This window comes from Wandonia haliotis (assembly GCF_039523435.1).
GTDB lineage: Bacteria > Bacteroidota > Bacteroidia > Flavobacteriales_D > Crocinitomicaceae > Wandonia > Wandonia haliotis.
The window spans coordinates 122,519-139,184 of the sequence record NZ_BAAAFH010000003.1 but is presented as its reverse complement, the minus strand read 5'-3'; the positions used below and the strand labels follow the sequence as shown (position 1 = coordinate 139,184).

At 40.3% G+C, this 16,666-nt stretch carries 18 protein-coding genes; 6 read left to right on the top strand and 12 right to left on the bottom strand.

Going from position 1 to position 16,666, the window contains the following annotated elements; all coding sequences use genetic code 11:
• Positions 1-142 precede the first annotated feature (142 nt).
• The 4 genes from ABDZ97_RS01145 to ABDZ97_RS01130 are packed head-to-tail and all read left to right on the top strand — an operon-like array spanning position 143 to position 2,463.
• Positions 143-517 carry a VOC family protein gene (locus tag ABDZ97_RS01145; protein ID WP_343784225.1) on the top strand — a complete coding sequence of 125 codons (375 nt, stop codon included), beginning with the start codon at positions 143-145 and terminating at the stop codon, positions 515-517.
• A gap of 33 nt (positions 518-550) precedes the next feature.
• Complete coding sequence (locus tag ABDZ97_RS01140; RefSeq protein WP_343784223.1) at positions 551-1,132, top strand: YdeI/OmpD-associated family protein; 582 nt, start codon at positions 551-553, stop codon at positions 1,130-1,132.
• Between the two features lie 57 nt (positions 1,133-1,189).
• The gene (locus ABDZ97_RS01135; RefSeq protein ID WP_343784221.1) at positions 1,190-1,729 is read left to right on the top strand and encodes a hypothetical protein; all 540 of its coding nucleotides are present in this window, start codon (positions 1,190-1,192) and stop codon (positions 1,727-1,729) included.
• A 26-nt stretch (positions 1,730-1,755) separates the two neighbouring features.
• Positions 1,756-2,463: a toxin-antitoxin system YwqK family antitoxin gene (locus ABDZ97_RS01130; RefSeq protein WP_343784219.1), complete on the top strand. Its 708-nt coding sequence runs from the start codon at positions 1,756-1,758 to the stop codon at positions 2,461-2,463.
• Between the two features lie 23 nt (positions 2,464-2,486).
• Here ABDZ97_RS01130 and ABDZ97_RS01125 read toward each other — a convergent pair whose 3' ends face one another.
• The 6 genes from ABDZ97_RS01125 to ABDZ97_RS01100 form a co-directional block, all read right to left on the bottom strand.
• A complete protein-coding gene (locus ABDZ97_RS01125; RefSeq protein ID WP_343784217.1) occupies positions 2,487-3,296 on the bottom strand; it encodes a DUF2490 domain-containing protein in 810 nt (269 codons plus the stop codon).
• A complete protein-coding gene (locus ABDZ97_RS01120) occupies positions 3,293-3,742 on the bottom strand; it encodes a PepSY-like domain-containing protein (RefSeq protein WP_343784215.1) in 450 nt (149 codons plus the stop codon). The genes ABDZ97_RS01125 and ABDZ97_RS01120 overlap by 4 nt, the downstream gene beginning before the upstream one ends.
• Before the next feature lie 59 nt (positions 3,743-3,801).
• Positions 3,802-4,626, bottom strand: coding sequence for an HAEPLYID family protein (locus ABDZ97_RS01115; protein WP_343784213.1), 825 nt, complete (start codon positions 4,624-4,626; stop codon positions 3,802-3,804).
• 61 nt (positions 4,627-4,687) lie between these two features.
• Complete coding sequence (locus ABDZ97_RS01110; RefSeq protein WP_343784211.1) at positions 4,688-5,956, bottom strand: sensor histidine kinase; 1,269 nt, start codon at positions 5,954-5,956, stop codon at positions 4,688-4,690.
• A complete protein-coding gene (locus ABDZ97_RS01105; protein ID WP_343784209.1) occupies positions 5,953-6,630 on the bottom strand; it encodes a response regulator transcription factor in 678 nt (225 codons plus the stop codon). The genes ABDZ97_RS01110 and ABDZ97_RS01105 overlap by 4 nt, the downstream gene beginning before the upstream one ends.
• Positions 6,631-6,735: 105 nt before the next feature.
• The gene (locus tag ABDZ97_RS01100; RefSeq protein ID WP_343784207.1) at positions 6,736-7,269 is read right to left on the bottom strand and encodes a hypothetical protein; all 534 of its coding nucleotides are present in this window, start codon (positions 7,267-7,269) and stop codon (positions 6,736-6,738) included.
• A gap of 106 nt (positions 7,270-7,375) precedes the next feature.
• Here ABDZ97_RS01100 and ABDZ97_RS01095 point away from each other — a divergent pair, with 106 nt between their 5' ends.
• The gene (locus tag ABDZ97_RS01095) at positions 7,376-8,425 is read left to right on the top strand and encodes a M42 family metallopeptidase (protein ID WP_343784205.1); all 1,050 of its coding nucleotides are present in this window, start codon (positions 7,376-7,378) and stop codon (positions 8,423-8,425) included.
• Between the two features lie 80 nt (positions 8,426-8,505).
• Here the strand turns inward: ABDZ97_RS01095 and ABDZ97_RS01090 are convergent, their stop codons facing one another.
• Genes ABDZ97_RS01090 through ABDZ97_RS01080 form a run of 3 tightly spaced genes read right to left on the bottom strand, consistent with a single transcriptional unit; the run spans position 8,506 to position 12,377 of the window.
• Positions 8,506-9,819, bottom strand: coding sequence for a T9SS type A sorting domain-containing protein (locus ABDZ97_RS01090; protein ID WP_343784203.1), 1,314 nt, complete (start codon positions 9,817-9,819; stop codon positions 8,506-8,508).
• Positions 9,820-9,838: 19 nt separating this feature from the next.
• Positions 9,839-11,143: a hypothetical protein gene (locus ABDZ97_RS01085; RefSeq protein ID WP_343784201.1), complete on the bottom strand. Its 1,305-nt coding sequence runs from the start codon at positions 11,141-11,143 to the stop codon at positions 9,839-9,841.
• Between the two features lie 4 nt (positions 11,144-11,147).
• On the bottom strand, positions 11,148-12,377 hold the full coding sequence (locus ABDZ97_RS01080; protein WP_343784199.1) for an OmpP1/FadL family transporter: 1,230 nt from the start codon (positions 12,375-12,377) through the stop codon (positions 11,148-11,150).
• Between the two features lie 113 nt (positions 12,378-12,490).
• On the opposite strand from ABDZ97_RS01080, the gene ABDZ97_RS01075 reads away from it, so the two are divergent.
• Complete coding sequence (locus ABDZ97_RS01075; RefSeq protein WP_343784197.1) at positions 12,491-13,435, top strand: hypothetical protein; 945 nt, start codon at positions 12,491-12,493, stop codon at positions 13,433-13,435.
• Here ABDZ97_RS01075 and crtD read toward each other — a convergent pair.
• The 3 genes from crtD to mtnC are packed head-to-tail and all read right to left on the bottom strand — an operon-like array spanning position 13,416 to position 16,666.
• Positions 13,416-14,885 (bottom strand): 1-hydroxycarotenoid 3,4-desaturase CrtD, encoded by a 1,470-nt coding sequence (crtD, locus tag ABDZ97_RS01070; RefSeq protein ID WP_343784195.1) that lies wholly within the window; start codon positions 14,883-14,885, stop codon positions 13,416-13,418. The genes ABDZ97_RS01075 and crtD overlap by 20 nt on opposite strands.
• Positions 14,882-15,982, bottom strand: coding sequence for an S-methyl-5-thioribose-1-phosphate isomerase (gene mtnA, locus ABDZ97_RS01065; RefSeq protein ID WP_343784193.1), 1,101 nt, complete (start codon positions 15,980-15,982; stop codon positions 14,882-14,884). The genes crtD and mtnA overlap by 4 nt, the downstream gene beginning before the upstream one ends.
• A complete protein-coding gene (gene mtnC, locus ABDZ97_RS01060) occupies positions 15,983-16,666 on the bottom strand; it encodes an acireductone synthase (RefSeq protein WP_343784191.1) in 684 nt (227 codons plus the stop codon).

The window sequence follows — 16,666 nt, the reverse complement described above, 5'->3', positions numbered from 1 at the left end:
CGTATGACGATTTGTATCAGATGCTTTATGAAATTTAACAAAAGATCGAGCTTTCTCTGTAACGCGGTTACAGGGTATTAATTGGTAAGATATCAAGTAGTTTCTCTGAACGATCCGAAATGATAAACGCAAAAAAAATACAATGAGTGTGAAATTTGAAGCAGGAATCAATATTGCAATCAAGATTCCCAAGAGTAAATACGAAAAAACAGTTGCTTTTTACAGAGATGTTTTGATGTTGGAGGTAGAAGAGAAAACAATAAACAATCCGACCATTTCCAGAACACATGCTGTAAAATTCGGCAACAACATTTTATGGTTGGATTGTGTGGACAATTACACGCATTCAGAAACCTGGTTACAGCTTGTTGTGCCGGATGTAGAAGAAGCGACGGATTATTTGCAATCAAAAGGTGTGAATACGTGTGACGAACTGGAGGAACTTCCGGTTAATATGCACTGGATTCAGGATCCGGCAGGAACCGTGTTTAATGTACAAAGCAGAGAAGTAAAATAACCGGATGTTTACTTCTGGAGTTTGACAAAATAAATGGCAGAAAAAGAGATCGAAATATATTATCCAACTAGTTGTACAGATTGGCGAAAGTGGCTGGAAAAGAACCATCAATCGGAACCATGTGTATGGGTTGTGTTTTACAGTAAGCGTTCGGGGAAAAAGACAATCAGTTGGAGTGAAGCTGTTGATGTAGCTTTGTGTTTTGGATGGATAGACAGTAAGAAAGTAAAAATTGACGAAACCTGTTCGCATCAATATTTTAGCAAGCGAAAGCCAAAAAGTACCTGGTCGAAAATCAATAAGGAAAAAGTACAGGTTTTGATTAAAAACGGGGAAATGACACCGGCAGGTTTTAAAAGCATTGAAACAGCAAAACAGAATGGTTCATGGACATTGTTGGATGAGGTTGAAGAGCTGATTATTCCCGATGATTTAGAGGACGCTTTTGCGGGTAGGAAAGGGGCGAAAGATTATTTTTTAAGTTTGAGTAAATCATCCAAAAAATCTCTCCTGCACTGGATTGTTCTTGCGAAGCGACCGGAAACCCGGCAAAAGCGAATAGATGAAATTTCCGAACTTGCCGAAAAGGGAATGAAACCAAAGCAGTTTCGATAGAAAATAGTACCTTCTCTTGCAAAACGTGTCAGATTAAACAGGCTAAAAAATGAACTATTGAGTGAGATTCTTGACTTTCTAACAGATTTTATACGAATTGATATTTTCGTTGGATTCGGTTGGTATTCTATGCTTTACTTTTTGTTGAAATGGGTAGTAAAAGACAAAACAGTTATATCAGACTTTGACAAAAGTGCCGTTCAATTAGTTGTTTATGGTGGTTTTATATGGCTTACTTTATGGTTAACCAAAACGGGTTTTTTCTATTTGGAATCTGAAATTAATAGGGTGAAATGTTCCGGACATGTAGGTTGGATAGAGGCAATGTTTTGGTTCTTGCTTACCCAACTATATCGGATAAACCCCGTAAGGAGGTTTTTGGTGTTTCGAATACTTATTAGTTTACTTTTCTTGCTAACAGTAGAACGGTTTGTAATACTCTTGACATTATTTCATCGCGACTATCTGCCTGATATGTGGGGGTTATTTAGTGACTTCGAGGATGGCTTTTTTGCTCTATTACTAGTAGTATTGATTAAAATAGGATTCTTTTTATTAACGGTCAGTTTGTATCGTTTTGTGATGGGAAAAAGGTAAAGGTCTTTTCATAATTTAAGCATAGAATGGATAATAGCGTATTAAATGAAAACCAGAAGAGAAACTATTGGGTAACAGCTTGTGTTTTACTAACTTGTTTTTTTGTTTCTTGCGCAGAGGAAGTAACAAAGGATAAAATTAAAGTCGTCAGTTCGAAATCTAAATCGCTGTATACAAATTCAGAAGAAGAGAAAAAAACAGACTCGATCAATTACCAGGATCGTTTGGGAAGAAAACAGGGAGAGTGGAAGATTTATTCCAAAGACCAACTCGTAAAAAGAGAGTTTTATGAAAATAATAAACTTGAGGGGAAAAGTATTGAGTATTTTGCAAATGGAGAAGTATTAGAAACTGCATATAAAAATGGGGACAGAGAAGGGTATGCAATGTTGTATTCACCAAATTCTTCTGCAGCTAAATTTGTAACGTTTTGGAAGGATAATAAAAAAATGTGGGCAACATTTCCAAACCTTATAGAAAACAACTTTCTGCCTGATAAAGGTTTTATAAATACCGCCAATAAAGAAGTAGAGATTATAGTCCCGTATGTATCTGGTGAAACACTTTTGATCGGAACAATTGATAAAAATGGGATTCCAATTGGTAAACACAGGGTGTACTACGAGACACAAGAACTTAAGGCTATAATTGATTATGATAGTGACTCGTTAAGAATATTCTCAAGAACAGGGGTGTTAGAAGAAACCCGATGGTTGAATAAAGATTCTGAATAATCAATTTATATGGATGAAATGAACTATTGACTTTTTACCTTTTGAGACGAAAATACGTTTGTAAAAATAATGTCGAATGCTAGGTAGTGAACAGAATGGGGAGAATGATTGCCCAAAAGATTGTTCATATAACCAATATTGAATGTAATCGGAACTGATGAGGGGTGTAGTGAATAATAGAGTGAAAAACGGCTTTCGCGATATGCAAATGTTGTCCATTGTTCCGGAGCATGTTTTTTACTGATAGAAAATAAAGCTTCAGCACTGGCGATAAGACGATGTGTTTTTGTCGAATTGATACTCCATGTGAGTTGCATTCGTAAACGGGAACGGAATTGTAAATCTTCTGAAAAAGACCGGAAACGGGGGCCATAGAATTTTCGGAATTCTTCTCTGAATTGAAAAGTCGCTTTTACCGGATCGTTTCCTAACGAATAACGGATTCTACCATAAGACCGGAGTTCCTGCCGGAATTCAGGGTTTTTGTGTACATAAGGATACGTTGAGGTGTACTCATGCTGTTTTCGGTAACTGAAACCAAGGGAATACTGCCAACGATTATGAAATTGGTGAAAAAATTCCTGGTTTATGACAAAAATAGAGGGTTTGTGTACCAGGTTGTATTCATCCGGATTGCTTTTTCTGCCTAATCCAATATATGAGACCGATTCCCATTTCTTTTCCCGGCCAAAATCCTGTTTCAGACCCAGCGCAAACCAACTCGCCGTTTTGGCATCTCCCATTCCCGGCGAGCTGATCTGTGAGAGTCCTTTTGTGCCGAATAAACAGATAACAGCAATACCAACAGATACTATGACTTTTGAATAAATCAATCTGCTACTTTACTGATGAGTTTACCGTTTTCAGCATATACAACTTTCCATTCTTCCGAAAAAGATTCCAGGTCAACCCGGTAATAAACTTCACTTCCTTCGGTAACTCGTTTTATATCATCCATTCGATAACCGCTAAATTCCTGCTTGATAGACTCCAGCACTTTTTGTGGTAATTCTTCCTTCGTTATTTCCTCTTTAAGACGCACCAGTGCTCCTGTTTTGTCATACCAGGCATCGTGATCTTTTGAAATACGTCCGGTCTCAAACTCAACCTTATAAAGTGTTCCGTCAAGCTCCCATTCGATATCATATGCCTTAGGGAATTTTTTCTGAAAATTATTGACAATTACTGAAGGAACCTGATTTTGTGGAATATCCTGTGCAAAACTACTGTTTGCAGCGAGTAACAGGGTTACTGTCAATAGCATCATGTACTTTTTCATATCTTTTTGTTTTTATATAGAGCAAAGGTAAATGGAGAATCTGGAAACAATCTGGAAAACTAGGGTTCATAGATTATCCGCATAAAAGACCCGAATCCATGTGTGCGTTTGTTAGTCGGAAAGGACAGTACAAATCCGATAGCCAGACGGTCAGATAATTTCAATTTTAGTTGAGGGTGAATAAATACATCAAAGTGTCCCTGACCAATTGTTTTGTTTACTTCCACCCCAATAAAGTGCTTTGTGCCGGTAAGCATATAATGAAAAGAGGTATTTATTTGCCAGGTGGTTGTCAGGGCTCCTGAAGCAAAATTTTGATGAAACTGCGGACCGGTGTACAACAGTGTATGAAAATGGTTTCCCCACCTTTTGGCAGCAACAAAAAACGGACTGTAGACATTTCCTGAAACCCACGTGCCTTTACTGAATGTCTGGTAGTCAGTTAATTCAAATTCGTGCATATATCCCAGGGCAAGAGTTGTTTTATACGTTTCAGAAACAAAGAACGAATACTGGGTAGCGAGCTTTAACCGATCCGGTTTATTTGCGGGAACGTTTTCTTCACTTTCGTTCGTCCTGCTAAAAAAGGAAAATACCGCTTCAACTTCAAACCCCAAACGATGAACAGGAGCCCATTCGTATTCGGCAAACAGATTGTATTCATTATAGTTTCCGGTTGCTGAAAACTCAGCTCCGACATTAATTTCTCGTTCTCCTTTTCGGGCTCCCAGATCCCTCACTAAATCCACATAAAGCGGTTCGGCATGTGCTACTTTGGGACGTGCTTGCTGCATTGTGTCCGTTTGTGTCTGTGCCACTACCGGAATACATAGAAAGAGTAGGGCGGCAAGTTCCTTTATATACACTGTCGTTAATCCTTTCATGGAGCAAAACAACAAAACGAATCTGTAAACATTCTGGAATAGGAGAAACTGTCAGAAAAAGCTACTTAAACCGAACTTCAAAGCAGTGTAAACCTCCTTCGAATGAGTAATGAACAGAGAAATCATACAGCTTGCAGATGGCTTTTACAATTGCCAGTCCCAAACCTGTTCCGGTTTGTTCAGCATCTGACTTAAAGAACCGGTTAAAAACTTTTTCGGCATTTAGCGGCTCGTTTTTGCCTGTATTACAAATCCGGATTTTGTTTGCATCAACAGAAATAAAAACCTGCCCGTCAGGAACGTTGTGAAAAATTGCATTTTTGATGAGATTGGAGATAATGATCCCTATTAAAGCCACATCAGCGAAGACTTCTATTGTTGTTGTTTCACTAACAGTAATTTTCACATTTTTAAATGCTGAAAAGTCTTCCAAATCTTCAACGGATTGATGAATTATTTCGTTTACAGAGACGGTTCGGTTGTCGAAGAACTGCCGGTTTTCTATTTTGGCAAGTAGTAACAAAGATCGGTTCAGACGTACCAGGCGCTCAATCATCTGGAGAACCTGAGAGATATTTTCAGCCTGCTCATTTTCCAAAGTTCCTTTTTCCAAAAGTAATTCAAGCTTATTGGTAGCAACAGCCAAAGGAGTTTGTAATTCATGCGAAGCATTTTCTATAAACTGTCGTTGTTGTTCAAATGTCTCCAAACTATGTTGAAGCAGTGTGTTAACGGCTTGTTGTAAATCGTTAAATTCTCTTGTTTTTGTTGTAACAGCCGGAAGGTTGCGGCTTTGCCCCAGCCGGAAATGCTTCACCTGATCCAGTAAATTATAAAAAGGCTTCCATAAACGACGAAGTACAACATTATTGATCAGAATGATACTTACTACCAGGATGATATACAACCAGAAAACAGCCCAGAAAAGATCTTCAATAAGATCGTCCTCTTCCACCATCGAATTGATGACTTTAAGCTCGTAATAGTGACCATTATTTTCAAAAGCAGTAGTCAGCATTCGAACCGGTTCCAGATCGTCTTCATCCGGCATATACATCAGTGTGTCAACATAGGTGTCCTTCACCCGGATTGCCGCAGATTGACTGATTTCCCGGATTGCATAATTGCTCTCGTCAAAATAACGTTTTGACAACAATGTAGAGTCCGTATCCGCTTTCTGAACAATCAATAATTTGTAATTGTCCAGACCATCGTCTATACTGTCGTGAATTTCGTCAATCATATTTACATAAAAAATAACTGACCAGAAACTTACAATCAGCAGGATGGAAATTGACAGGTATTTTAGAGACTGATTGAGTAGTTTCATTTTTCAACGAGTTTATACCCCACACCATACACCGACTCAATTTCTATTGCCGCCGCTGCTTCCTGAAGTTTTTTTCGCAGGTTTTTCATCTGATAGTAGATAAAATCAAAGTTGTCAGCATTATCAATACTATCTCCCCAAACATGCTCGGCAAGTGCAGTTTTTGTCACAAGTCGGTTTTTATTGAACAGGAAATAATTAAGAATATCAAACTCTTTCCGGTTAAGCTGAAGTGTATGACCACTTACAGTTACGAGTCGTTCGTTAATATCCATTGACAGATTAGCAATTTCAATAATGTTCTTTCCATCCAGTTTTTTCCTGCGGAGAACAGCTTTTATCCGGGCATTAAGTTCAGCAATGTGAAAGGGTTTTGTCAGGTAATCATCTGCACCTAAAGCAAGTCCGGAAATCTTATCTTCTAAAGAGTTTTTGGCAGAAATAATGATGATGTTTTCCTCTTTTCCTGTTCGTTTTGCTTCTTCCAGTAATTGTAATCCGTTTCCTCCCGGTAACGTAATATCAAGCAGAATACAATCATATTCATACAACGCAATTTTTTCAGATGCCGAATGAAAATCACTAGCCGTTTCAACTACAAAGTGCTCTTTTTCCAATGAACCGGCAATAACGTCTGACAGCTCTTTCTCATCTTCAACGATCAATATTTTCATTCCTGCAATTTTAAACGCAAATACTGGAAAGATTCTGGAATAGCACGTCTGGTGCCACAAAACCCAGTTATTCAAATGTACAAAAAAGCACAGGTAAGTTACGATTTATTGAGTCAGAAAACGAGTCCATTCATCTTGTTTTTCCTTACTGTATATACGAGCCGGAGTGGTTAAATGAGAGAAAAAGATACCATTGGTTGTACAATAATCCGAAACAGGAACAAGTTGTTGTCGGATGTGTGGTATTTTGGCGAACGTTTTTCGTGTAAAGCCTACTTTTTTTAAACGATCTAACCCCTTCATAACCGAAAGGACATCTTGCCATAGGGTTACTTTTCCATCAATATACTCATCCGCATAATTGACTTCTTGTCCGGGTTCTACTTCTATTTCCTCAATAAGATCTGTAAAACCTATGTGGTGTTTTTCACAGAAAAGTTGCTTTTCGTTCCGTTCTGCTTGTTTGAGAGAGGGTTCATTAAATGCTATGGGAAGGAGTTTCCATAAGTGATTTCTACTCCGGCTATAGAAAAAATTGGCCGCGTTTCCGGGTGTGTCTGGATTAAAGGTTCCCAGGATCAGTATCTCCGTTTCCGGATGAATACTATTGTTTGAGAATCGATGTCGGATACGTATCATAACCTCATAATTTTACCAGTGCAAAATAAATAGTCTCCTCAAAAGAGCGTAATCAAAACCATAGAAAATTGACTAAATTCGCAATAGTATTAAGCAGATCAAAAATATGGCAATAAATATAAAATTACTGGCTGAAATTTGTAAAACACCAGGAGCTCCGGGTTTTGAACAAAAAGTGCGAAAACTGGTTCTTCAGGAACTGGAAGGTTTAGTTGATGAGGTGGAAACGGATAATCTGGGTAACGTATACGCGATCAAGCGGGGAACAGGCGATAAAAAAGTAATGATTGGTGCCCACATGGATGAAATAGGGTTCATGGTTACGCACATAGATGACAAAGGCTTTATTCGCTTTCATACACTGGGAGGATTTGACCCCAAAACACTCACAGCCCAGCGGGTGATTATTCACGGAAAAAAAGACATCATCGGTGTTATGGCAAGTAAGCCGATACACGTAATGAGTCCGGAGGAAAGAAATAAAGTGGCTAAATTGTCTGATTATTTCATTGATACCGGATTGCCAAAAGAAGAAATAGAAAAGTATGTAAAAATAGGAGATCCTATAACCCGCGAACGGGAGTTTATTGAAATGGGTGAGTGCGTAAACTCTAAATCGCTGGACAACCGTTTGGCTGTGTTTATTCTTCTTGAAACATTGCGTCAGCTAAAAGGAAAGGAAGTACCTTACGATGTATATGGAGTTTTCACTGTCCAGGAAGAAGTAGGAATTCGTGGGGCAAATGTAGCTTCTCTCCGGATAAAACCGGACTTTGGCTTTGGTCTGGACACGACTATTGCTTTTGATCTGCCGGGAGCGGCTCCTCATGAAATGATCACGAAACTGGGAGAGGGTACAGCGATAAAAATTATGGATGCGAGCACAATTTGTGACTACAGAATGGTAGATTTCATGAAGAAAACCGCAGATGCTAAACAAATCAAGTGGCAGCCCGAAATTTTAACAGCAGGTGGTACCGATACGGCAGGAATTCAGCGGATGACAGAGGGCGGATCTATTGCAGGAGCTGTTTCTATTCCTACACGTCATTTGCATCAGGTAATAGAAATGGCACATAAGGCGGATATCCAGGCTTCAATAGATTTATTGACGGCTTGCTGTATGGAGATAGATCAACACGACTGGTCGTTTTAAGAGTGCGCGTAAAAAATGAAAAAAGCCGGGACAATTTGTTGTCTTCCGGCTTTTTCTATTCATGAAAAGAATAGTTTACTTTACTGGATTATAAGTTTTTTCGTTTCAGACAAAGATGTTTGTTGATCGGTTATACGAACAAAATAATTACCTGAATTAAACAGATCGGTTGCAATTGTGTGTGCTCCCTGGCTTACTTTCGAACGATAGACGATTCGCCCCGTCAAATCATAGATAGCAACAGAATAGCTTCCTGTTGCTTCAAGGTCTATTGTTACCTGATTAGATGCCGGGTTGGGATACATATTCCACTGTGTAAGCTCCGCTGTAGGAAGTCCGGCCAACGGACAAACTTCATTAACCGGGCTTCCGTCGCAGTAGTCGATTGGATACAAGTAAGCTGATTCTGCCCAGTTGTTAGCCGGTTGAAGCTCTGTCTCTGTACACCCAAGTTGTTTCACAAGAAAGTCTCGTATAAAATTAACCGTCGTATCCATGTACGCCAGTTGTGCAGCTCCGGTACCTGCATAAGGAACGTGTGGAGCTCCGTGAAAGGTATAAAAGGAGTTTTCTGTTCCGATAGCACAAGCTCGCTCATGAAGCATGCGACTTCCGTCAAGGTACATAATCGGAATCCCTGGATTAACCAGACCGCGGTTGTATTTTACCGTTCCATCATCCGTTCCGTGAATTGAGCATAAAGGAACCTCATCGGCCTCCATCCAACTGTACCTACCTAATGCCCCACAGCCGTTAATAACAGCAGAAACCTCGGTTGAATACCCCGGGTTACCACTTGTTCCTTCTAATCCACCTAATGCGGATAAAGCTGAAGCATCAAGGTAATCTTCAATCTCGCATTCATCTGATAAATAAGCAACATGAAGAGCGGTGATAGCACCGGCAGAACTTCCCCCGATATAAATTCGATTCGGATCAATTTTATAGGTATTGGTTGTTGCATTGTCCTGTCGGAAGAAACGGATGGCTGCTTTTAAGTCCTGTACAGCACGCACAACAGCTTTTATCGCGTTTGTTGAATCAATGGGAAAGAATCCCAGGCGATAGTTAATACTGGCACAGGCATACCCCTTTTTGGCAAAACGTTCCGAAAACGTTTTTACATCAATATCTGTTTTTGAACCAGCAAGAAAACTTCCCCCATGCACCCAAATCAACAAAGGACGCTCGGTTTCCGTATCGTTTTCAGGCTCGTAAAAATCAAGAAGAAGGGTGGTCGTATTCCCGGCCGCGTTTGTGTTTGATCCGTATTCAATGTCGCTCGTAACGACAAAGTTTGCGAAAACATCTTCTGCGTACCTTCCTGATTCGCAAGGTGTCTGCGCATGTATAGAACTTGCGCCAACAAAAAGTAGTAATAGAAATCGTTTCATATGTTATGGTTTTTATTAATTATGGAAACAGTACTGCAGTATAGTTTCCGGCATTGATTTGTGGGATTGTTGCCCCGAATTTTGCATTAATAACTTTTATAAATTCATTTGCCAGGAGCGCATTCCCCTTTGCGTTTAAAGACGTTCCGTCCAAGGAGAAAGCTCCTCCTGAAACGAATGTTGAGCTCATTGTAACACCATTGTAAACAAATCCGTTTTGGAGATTTTCATAAAAAGGTCCGGTTTCAACAACAGCAAGACCGTACTCAGCCGCTATTTCTCTGATAATGGAGTTATAAGCAGTTATATGATCCCGTAGGTTCTGAATTTCATCTAATGATAAATAATGTTGATTTTTAATGGGAAATACAGATCCCATTTGATGGCACTTTACAGAGTCCAAAGGAAGACTAAGTAACAAATACTCATCAGGAAGTATTTTTCTGGCGTTAAACGCATTAACACCCGGATCATTGACCACGAATGCATTGGCTCCCACCTGAAAAGAGATACCCACCGTGGAATAAATACTATTTAACAGATCAGCAGAAGGGGCGTCCAGTGTTAAGCCGTTTGTAGGAATTGTTCTGAAAAAAGGAGTTTGCGTGACATCCGGAAGGGTTGCGACGATTCCTTTTGCTCCTGTACCTGTAAGTGCAGTAACAACGGCACGATAAACACTTTCAAAACTGGCTGGAGGAATCAAGCCTGTCAGACCACCGGTTTTTGCATAGTAAAGGATATCCTCTTCCCCCAGATACAAAGCAAAGAAGGTAGGAGATGTAGCTACGGCGTCTCCCAAAACGGTTGCATTGGCTTCAGAGGCAAACCGGGCGTAGAACAAGTTTTCGCTGCTATATCCATAGAGGGTTGTTTTGTCAATCAGCATTCCCGGAATACCATAATTACCAAACGAACTTCCGGATTGGTAAAGTTGATCCTGAAAAATAGTGATATCTCCGTTTTCTGCCAATGGAACAGGGGAAAGAGAGGTCACATCTTTACAATCCGTTTTATAACCAAGTTGTAACGCGGAATTTCCTTGTAAGCCAATCCCAACTGAACCTGAACTTACTAAAGGTTGACGAAAATCTCCTCCGCCTGTAAGAGACAACTGGTTTGCAATAAGTTGAGCAAGAGAATTCTCCTGACCTTTGGCTGTAAGGGCATTATCCATATAGCCTGCAGTCGTTCCACCACCAATCATTACAAACCTTTCCGGATTCATTTCACCGGGAGAGTTTTCTTCGGCTTCGTATTTCGGTTTACAGGAAACGAAGACTAAACCTGTAAACAATGTAAGTAATAGCGTATTTGTTTTCATAGGCTTACAATTTGTAAATGAGACCGATTCCCGGAGCAATGGCTTTGGTTGCGTATGTTCCGCTCAGGTTTGTTTCCTGATTTGTATCTCCTCTTTTCATTTGTGTATAGTACAGTGAAGCGTCAATACAGAAGTGTTCTCCTATTTTGTAGCTTATTCCGAAAGTACCGTATATTCGGTTAGCATCAGGTGTTTCAGGAGTAAGGTATCCGTCCTGAACAGGCGTAAAACCAAATCCTCCACCAAGGCGTAAAGTGAGACTCTTTATAACATCATAGGAAACCCCTCCACGGAAAGCAAAAATACTTTTGTAATCTCTGGCCGACCGGGTGTCTGTTAGAGAAGCAGTATTGGTTTCATAGTCAAAAGCAAGAGTGTCATAAGCCTGCCAACCTACGTAATTAATGTCAAGAACGGCAGTCCACTTTTCTCCGAATTTGTACGAAGCACCAAGTGTAAATACTTGCGGAAGCGGAAGTGTTGCCTCAAATGGTCCGTCCGGAAAATTAGATTCCAATGAACCGGGAACCGAAAAATCAGCACTACCGGATTTTACAGACATATTGATTCGCGATCGGTAAGTAAAACCGAAACCAAGATTTTCTGTTGCCTGAAACTGAATACCTGCATTAAGTCCGAATCCGAGAGCTTTTCCCGAAAGTTCTGCACTTGCATACGTTCCATCAGCAAATTGTACAGGAAGATCCCGTTGAAGGTTGACAGATCCTGTACTGACGATTAATCCAAGTCCCAAACCTAGTTTTTCTGTAATTCTGTATGAAACGGTTGGCTGAATGAAAACAGACGATAACTGAAGCCGTGTAAGAGCAAATCTTCCGATCCAGTTATCTTCCCATTCAACAGTACTTCCAAAAGGAGTATATACAGCGATTCCCAGTTTTAAAGGGGCGTCTTTTTTAAACTGGAATAAGCCATAAGCAGAAAAGGGGGTTCCCATTGGGGAATTTGTTCTGTACCCATCCCCTGTTGCCGAATCGACATACAGTGTGTTGGCAAAAATCGGGGTAAAATTGACATTAAAAGAGTTTTCATCAGATAGGGCAATAGACCCGGGGTTGTAGAACAAACTGGAACCATCTACATAAAGACCCGTTCCTGCTAATCCCATTCCCTGTTGTTTCTGACCCTGAAAATTAACCTGAAATCCTTGTGCATTGATGGCAGAAGAAGAGAGGATAAGTAGTGTGGTACAAACCGTTAACCGTAATTTCATAAGACTGTAATACTAGGATTGCATAAATTTAATAAAAAATTAATTCGAACAAAATTTTCATTGAAATAACACATTGTTTTTGTACGTTTTAGCGTTATTCCTACTTTTGACAAATGAATCCTGCGTCTGTAAATCATAAGCGTATATTGCTTTCGGCACTTAACTGGGGGTTGGGTCACGTTATGCGTAGTGTTCCTTTGCTGGCTCAGTTACAGAAACAGAACAATCAAATTTTTATTGCTTGTGATGAATACCAGGAAGCGGTGTTTAGAAAAGAGATAAGTGGGGTTGAATTTATCAGGATACAAGGGTATCCGTTTGTATTTTCAGGAAAGGGTAATTTTACCCGTGATCTTCTGAAATCCATTGTATCACTGGATCGAATGGTGAAGTATGAAAGGAAATGGGTGACCGAAAAAGTGTTACAATTAGGCATTCAACTTGTTATTTCTGATCAGCGGATGGGTTTCAGAAGTCGTAAATGCACTTCTGTTCTGCTAACACATCAGGTGCACTTACCTTTGATGTGGTGGGAAATGCCGGCGCAGTGGATATATGGTTACTGGTTAAGTAGGTTTGATTTCATTTGGATTCCGGATAAGAAAGGGGAGGAGAGCCTTGCGGGTAGACTAAGTAAAACGAAAAGGAAGAACGCTTTATATATCGGATGGCTTTCACGGTTTTCTTATTATCACGTCGGGGAAAAGAAATATGAATATGCTGCCATTATTTCAGGTCCGGAGCCGTATAATTTTCAATTCTTTGAAGAAGTAAAGGAGCAATTTAAGAGAGAAGGCAAAAGAACCTTTATTCTTTTTCACCGGGCAAAGGAAGAGAAGATAGGAGAAGTGGAGATTTACAAAGAAATTCCTACTGAAAAACTAACTAAAATGCTCCTGTCTTCCAAAGCGGTGGTTTCTCGATCCGGATATTCCACTTTGATGGATCTTGAGAGACTTAACGTGAGAGGGATTCTAACGCCAACACCCGGACAGTCAGAGCAAGAGTATCTTGCTGCATATTATAAGAAACGAAAGGTTAATGATGTCGTTCAATAAGATTTTCTACAATCTTTGCCGAATTCAGACACATTGGAATTCCCGCTCCGGGATGAACTGTTCCTCCTGAGAAGTATAGGTTTTTAACGGATCGTTTAAAATTGGGGTGGCGGAGAAATGCGGCGAATTTTCCGTTCGAACTATTTCCGAAAACAGCACCTTTATAGGCTAAATAACGACTTTCAATATCACGTGGGGATAATTGGTTTTCGAATAGAATATGCCGGGAAACGTCCGTTTTTAACATACGGGATAACTTGGTTTTTATATTCTCTCCTGTTTGTTGTACCAGGGTTTCCCAATCTTGTCCTTTGTCGTAGGAAACCGTAACCAGTAAAAACCAGTTTTCACATCCTTCAGGGGCGTCTTTTTCAGCAATTTTAGAGGAAATGTATACATATACAGTTGGGTCGTCACACACTTCGGCTGAGTTGAAAATCGTGTTATATTCCTTTTCTTCATCCTGTGAGAAGAAGATGTTGTGAACACCAAGTTCGCGGAATGTTTTGTCCATAGCCCAGTTCAGTACAATAACCGAGTTGGAGCGTGGCTGGTTTAAGGAAAGGCGGGGAGGTTTTATTTCGGGAATCAATCGGTCATAGGTGTTGTGAATATCCATATTGGAAATCACAATATCGAAAGAGAAAGCGGATTTATTGATCTCTATCCCAGTCGCCCTGTTATTTTCAACTAGTATTTTAGTTACTACGGAGTTAAATACGAACTTAATGCCCACATCTTGAGCTAATTGGTAGAGTGCTTCTACAATTCCATACATTCCCTGATTGCACATAAACGTTCCCAGATTAATCTCAAGATGCTGGATTACATTCAATGTTGCAGGGGCGACCAGTGGATTTGAACCGACGTATGTTGCGTAGTAATTGAATAGTTGTACATTCCTTGGGTCCATAAAAAATCTTCGGTTGCCGGCATCCATAGAATGAAAGGCATGAATATGCCTGAAACGAAGAACTCCGGAGACAACTTTTCTTTTCAAAAAGTTTGTTGCAATATGAAGTGACTGTTCAATAAATACCTCGTTGGTAATGTCATAGATCCGCGCCACATCTTTTAAATAGGTTTTTACCTGTTGAGCATTATCTATGGTCTTTTCCTCTATTTCGCGTGCAAACTCATCTGTATCTGCGTGGGCAACAATACAGGTTCCGTCTTCAAAGAAGTAATGAAAAGCAGGGTCTAGCCGGGTATAACTAAAATAGTCTCTTGGGTCTTTACCCCAAAGCGTAAATAATTCATCAATAAGCTCGGGTAACGTAAAAACCGATGGGCCGAGATCGAAACGAAAGCCATCTTTTATGTATTGGGATATTTTTCCTCCCGGATGGTCATTGCGTTCGTATACAGTAACCGCAAAGCCTTGTTTGGCAGTGCGTATGGCGGATGCCAAGCCTGCTATTCCCGAGCCTATGACCGCGCATTTTTTCATCGTTTGTGTTCCGGAAAAAGACGTGTTAATCCCTCTTCCGATGCCGGGCAGACTCCTCTTTCTGTAATGAGACCCGTCACCAATCGGGCTGGTGTAACATCAAATCCATAATTGGCTGCAGGAGTTGTTTCAGGACAAATAAGTACGGAAGCTAATTCACCGGTATCTAATTTCCCGAATACGGTTTTTACTTCATTCTGATCACGTTGCTCAATGGGAATTTCTTTTAATCCATCGGTAATGGTCCAGTCGAGAGTTGTGGAGGGAAGAGCAACGTAGAAAGGTACATTATTATCGTTTGCTGCCAGAGCTTTAAGATACGTACCAATTTTATTGGCAACATCACCCTGACGGGTTGTTCGGTCTGTCCCTACAATTACCAGATCAACCATACCGTGTTGCATTAGGTGCCCTCCTGTGTTGTCGACGATCAGCGTGTGGGGAATACCATGTTTGGTAAGCTCAAAAGCAGTTAAATTTGCTCCCTGATTTCTGGGGCGGGTTTCATCCACCCAGACATGAATGTCAATACCCTTTTCTTTAGCCTGGTATATCGGAGAAGTAATCGTTCCCCATTCGATACAACCTAACATGCCGGCATTACAGTGAGTAAGGATATTAACTGTTTGATGTCCGTTTTTTCCCCAAATTTCTTCAATAAGAGGTAGACCATGAACACCAATCATCCGACAGGTTTCCACGTCATCTTCAACAATTTGGTTGGCTTCTGCGAAAGCACTTTTTAGTTGTTCTTCAAGTGTGTTTTGCGAGAAAACCGCTTTTTTCATTCGATCCAGAGCCCAGAAAAGGTTAACTGCTGTCGGGCGGGAGTTGGCCAGTTCTTCAAATGCCTGATTAATGTATTCTGTAGGTTTATCCCCTTTCTGAATCTCCAGCAAAGCAAGATAAACACCGTACGAAGCCGTTGCACCGATAAGTGGAGCACCTCGTACAATCATCTTCTTTATAGCGTCTACCGCGTCAAAACAGGTAGTAAGCTCTACAGTTATAAACCGATGAGGTAAAAATCGTTGATCAATAACCTCAACGGTTATTTCATCTTTTAACCAAATCGTTCTGAATCGTTCTTGTGTCATTTAAAAAGTAATTTGCGAAAAATCATCTACATTGTCAAAGTGTGTCGAGGCTTTTGTTCCCGGTCGCACGAGCTGAATAACTTCATACCCGGCTTCTCGTGCAGCTTTCAGTTCGTCGGGCACATCGGAGAGAAACAGGATCTCATCCGGCTGTAGATCAAGTTCTTCAGCAATGTTTTCGTAAGATCTTGTTTCTTTCTTTCCTCCCATTTTCGTATCAAAAAAACGGGAAAACAAATGAGTAAGGTCACCTGCTTCACTATAACCAAAAATAAGTTTTTGAGCTTGCACGGAACCCGAACTATACACAGCAAGATCAATTCCTTCCTCTTTCCATTCCTCAAGAGCGGGAAGAACATCCGGGTAAATATGCCCTTTTATTTTTCCTTCTTCATATCCTTTTTTCCAGATATATCCCTGAAGGGTTTTTAGCGGAGTAAATTTTCGGTCCTCTATGCTCCATTGACGCAGCTGTTCCAGACATTCTTCGGATGTCGTAAGGTTTTTGCCTTCCTGATGGGCCTGATCCATCGTTGCTTTGATGATCGGATTAATCAGGTTAGATGGAAGTGAAGATGCTTCCTGAATATGTTCCCGGAAATAGGGAAACAGGACATCATAGACAAAAGAAACGGAAGTTGTCGTTCCCTCAATGTCAGTTAAGATACATTTGATATGACTCAT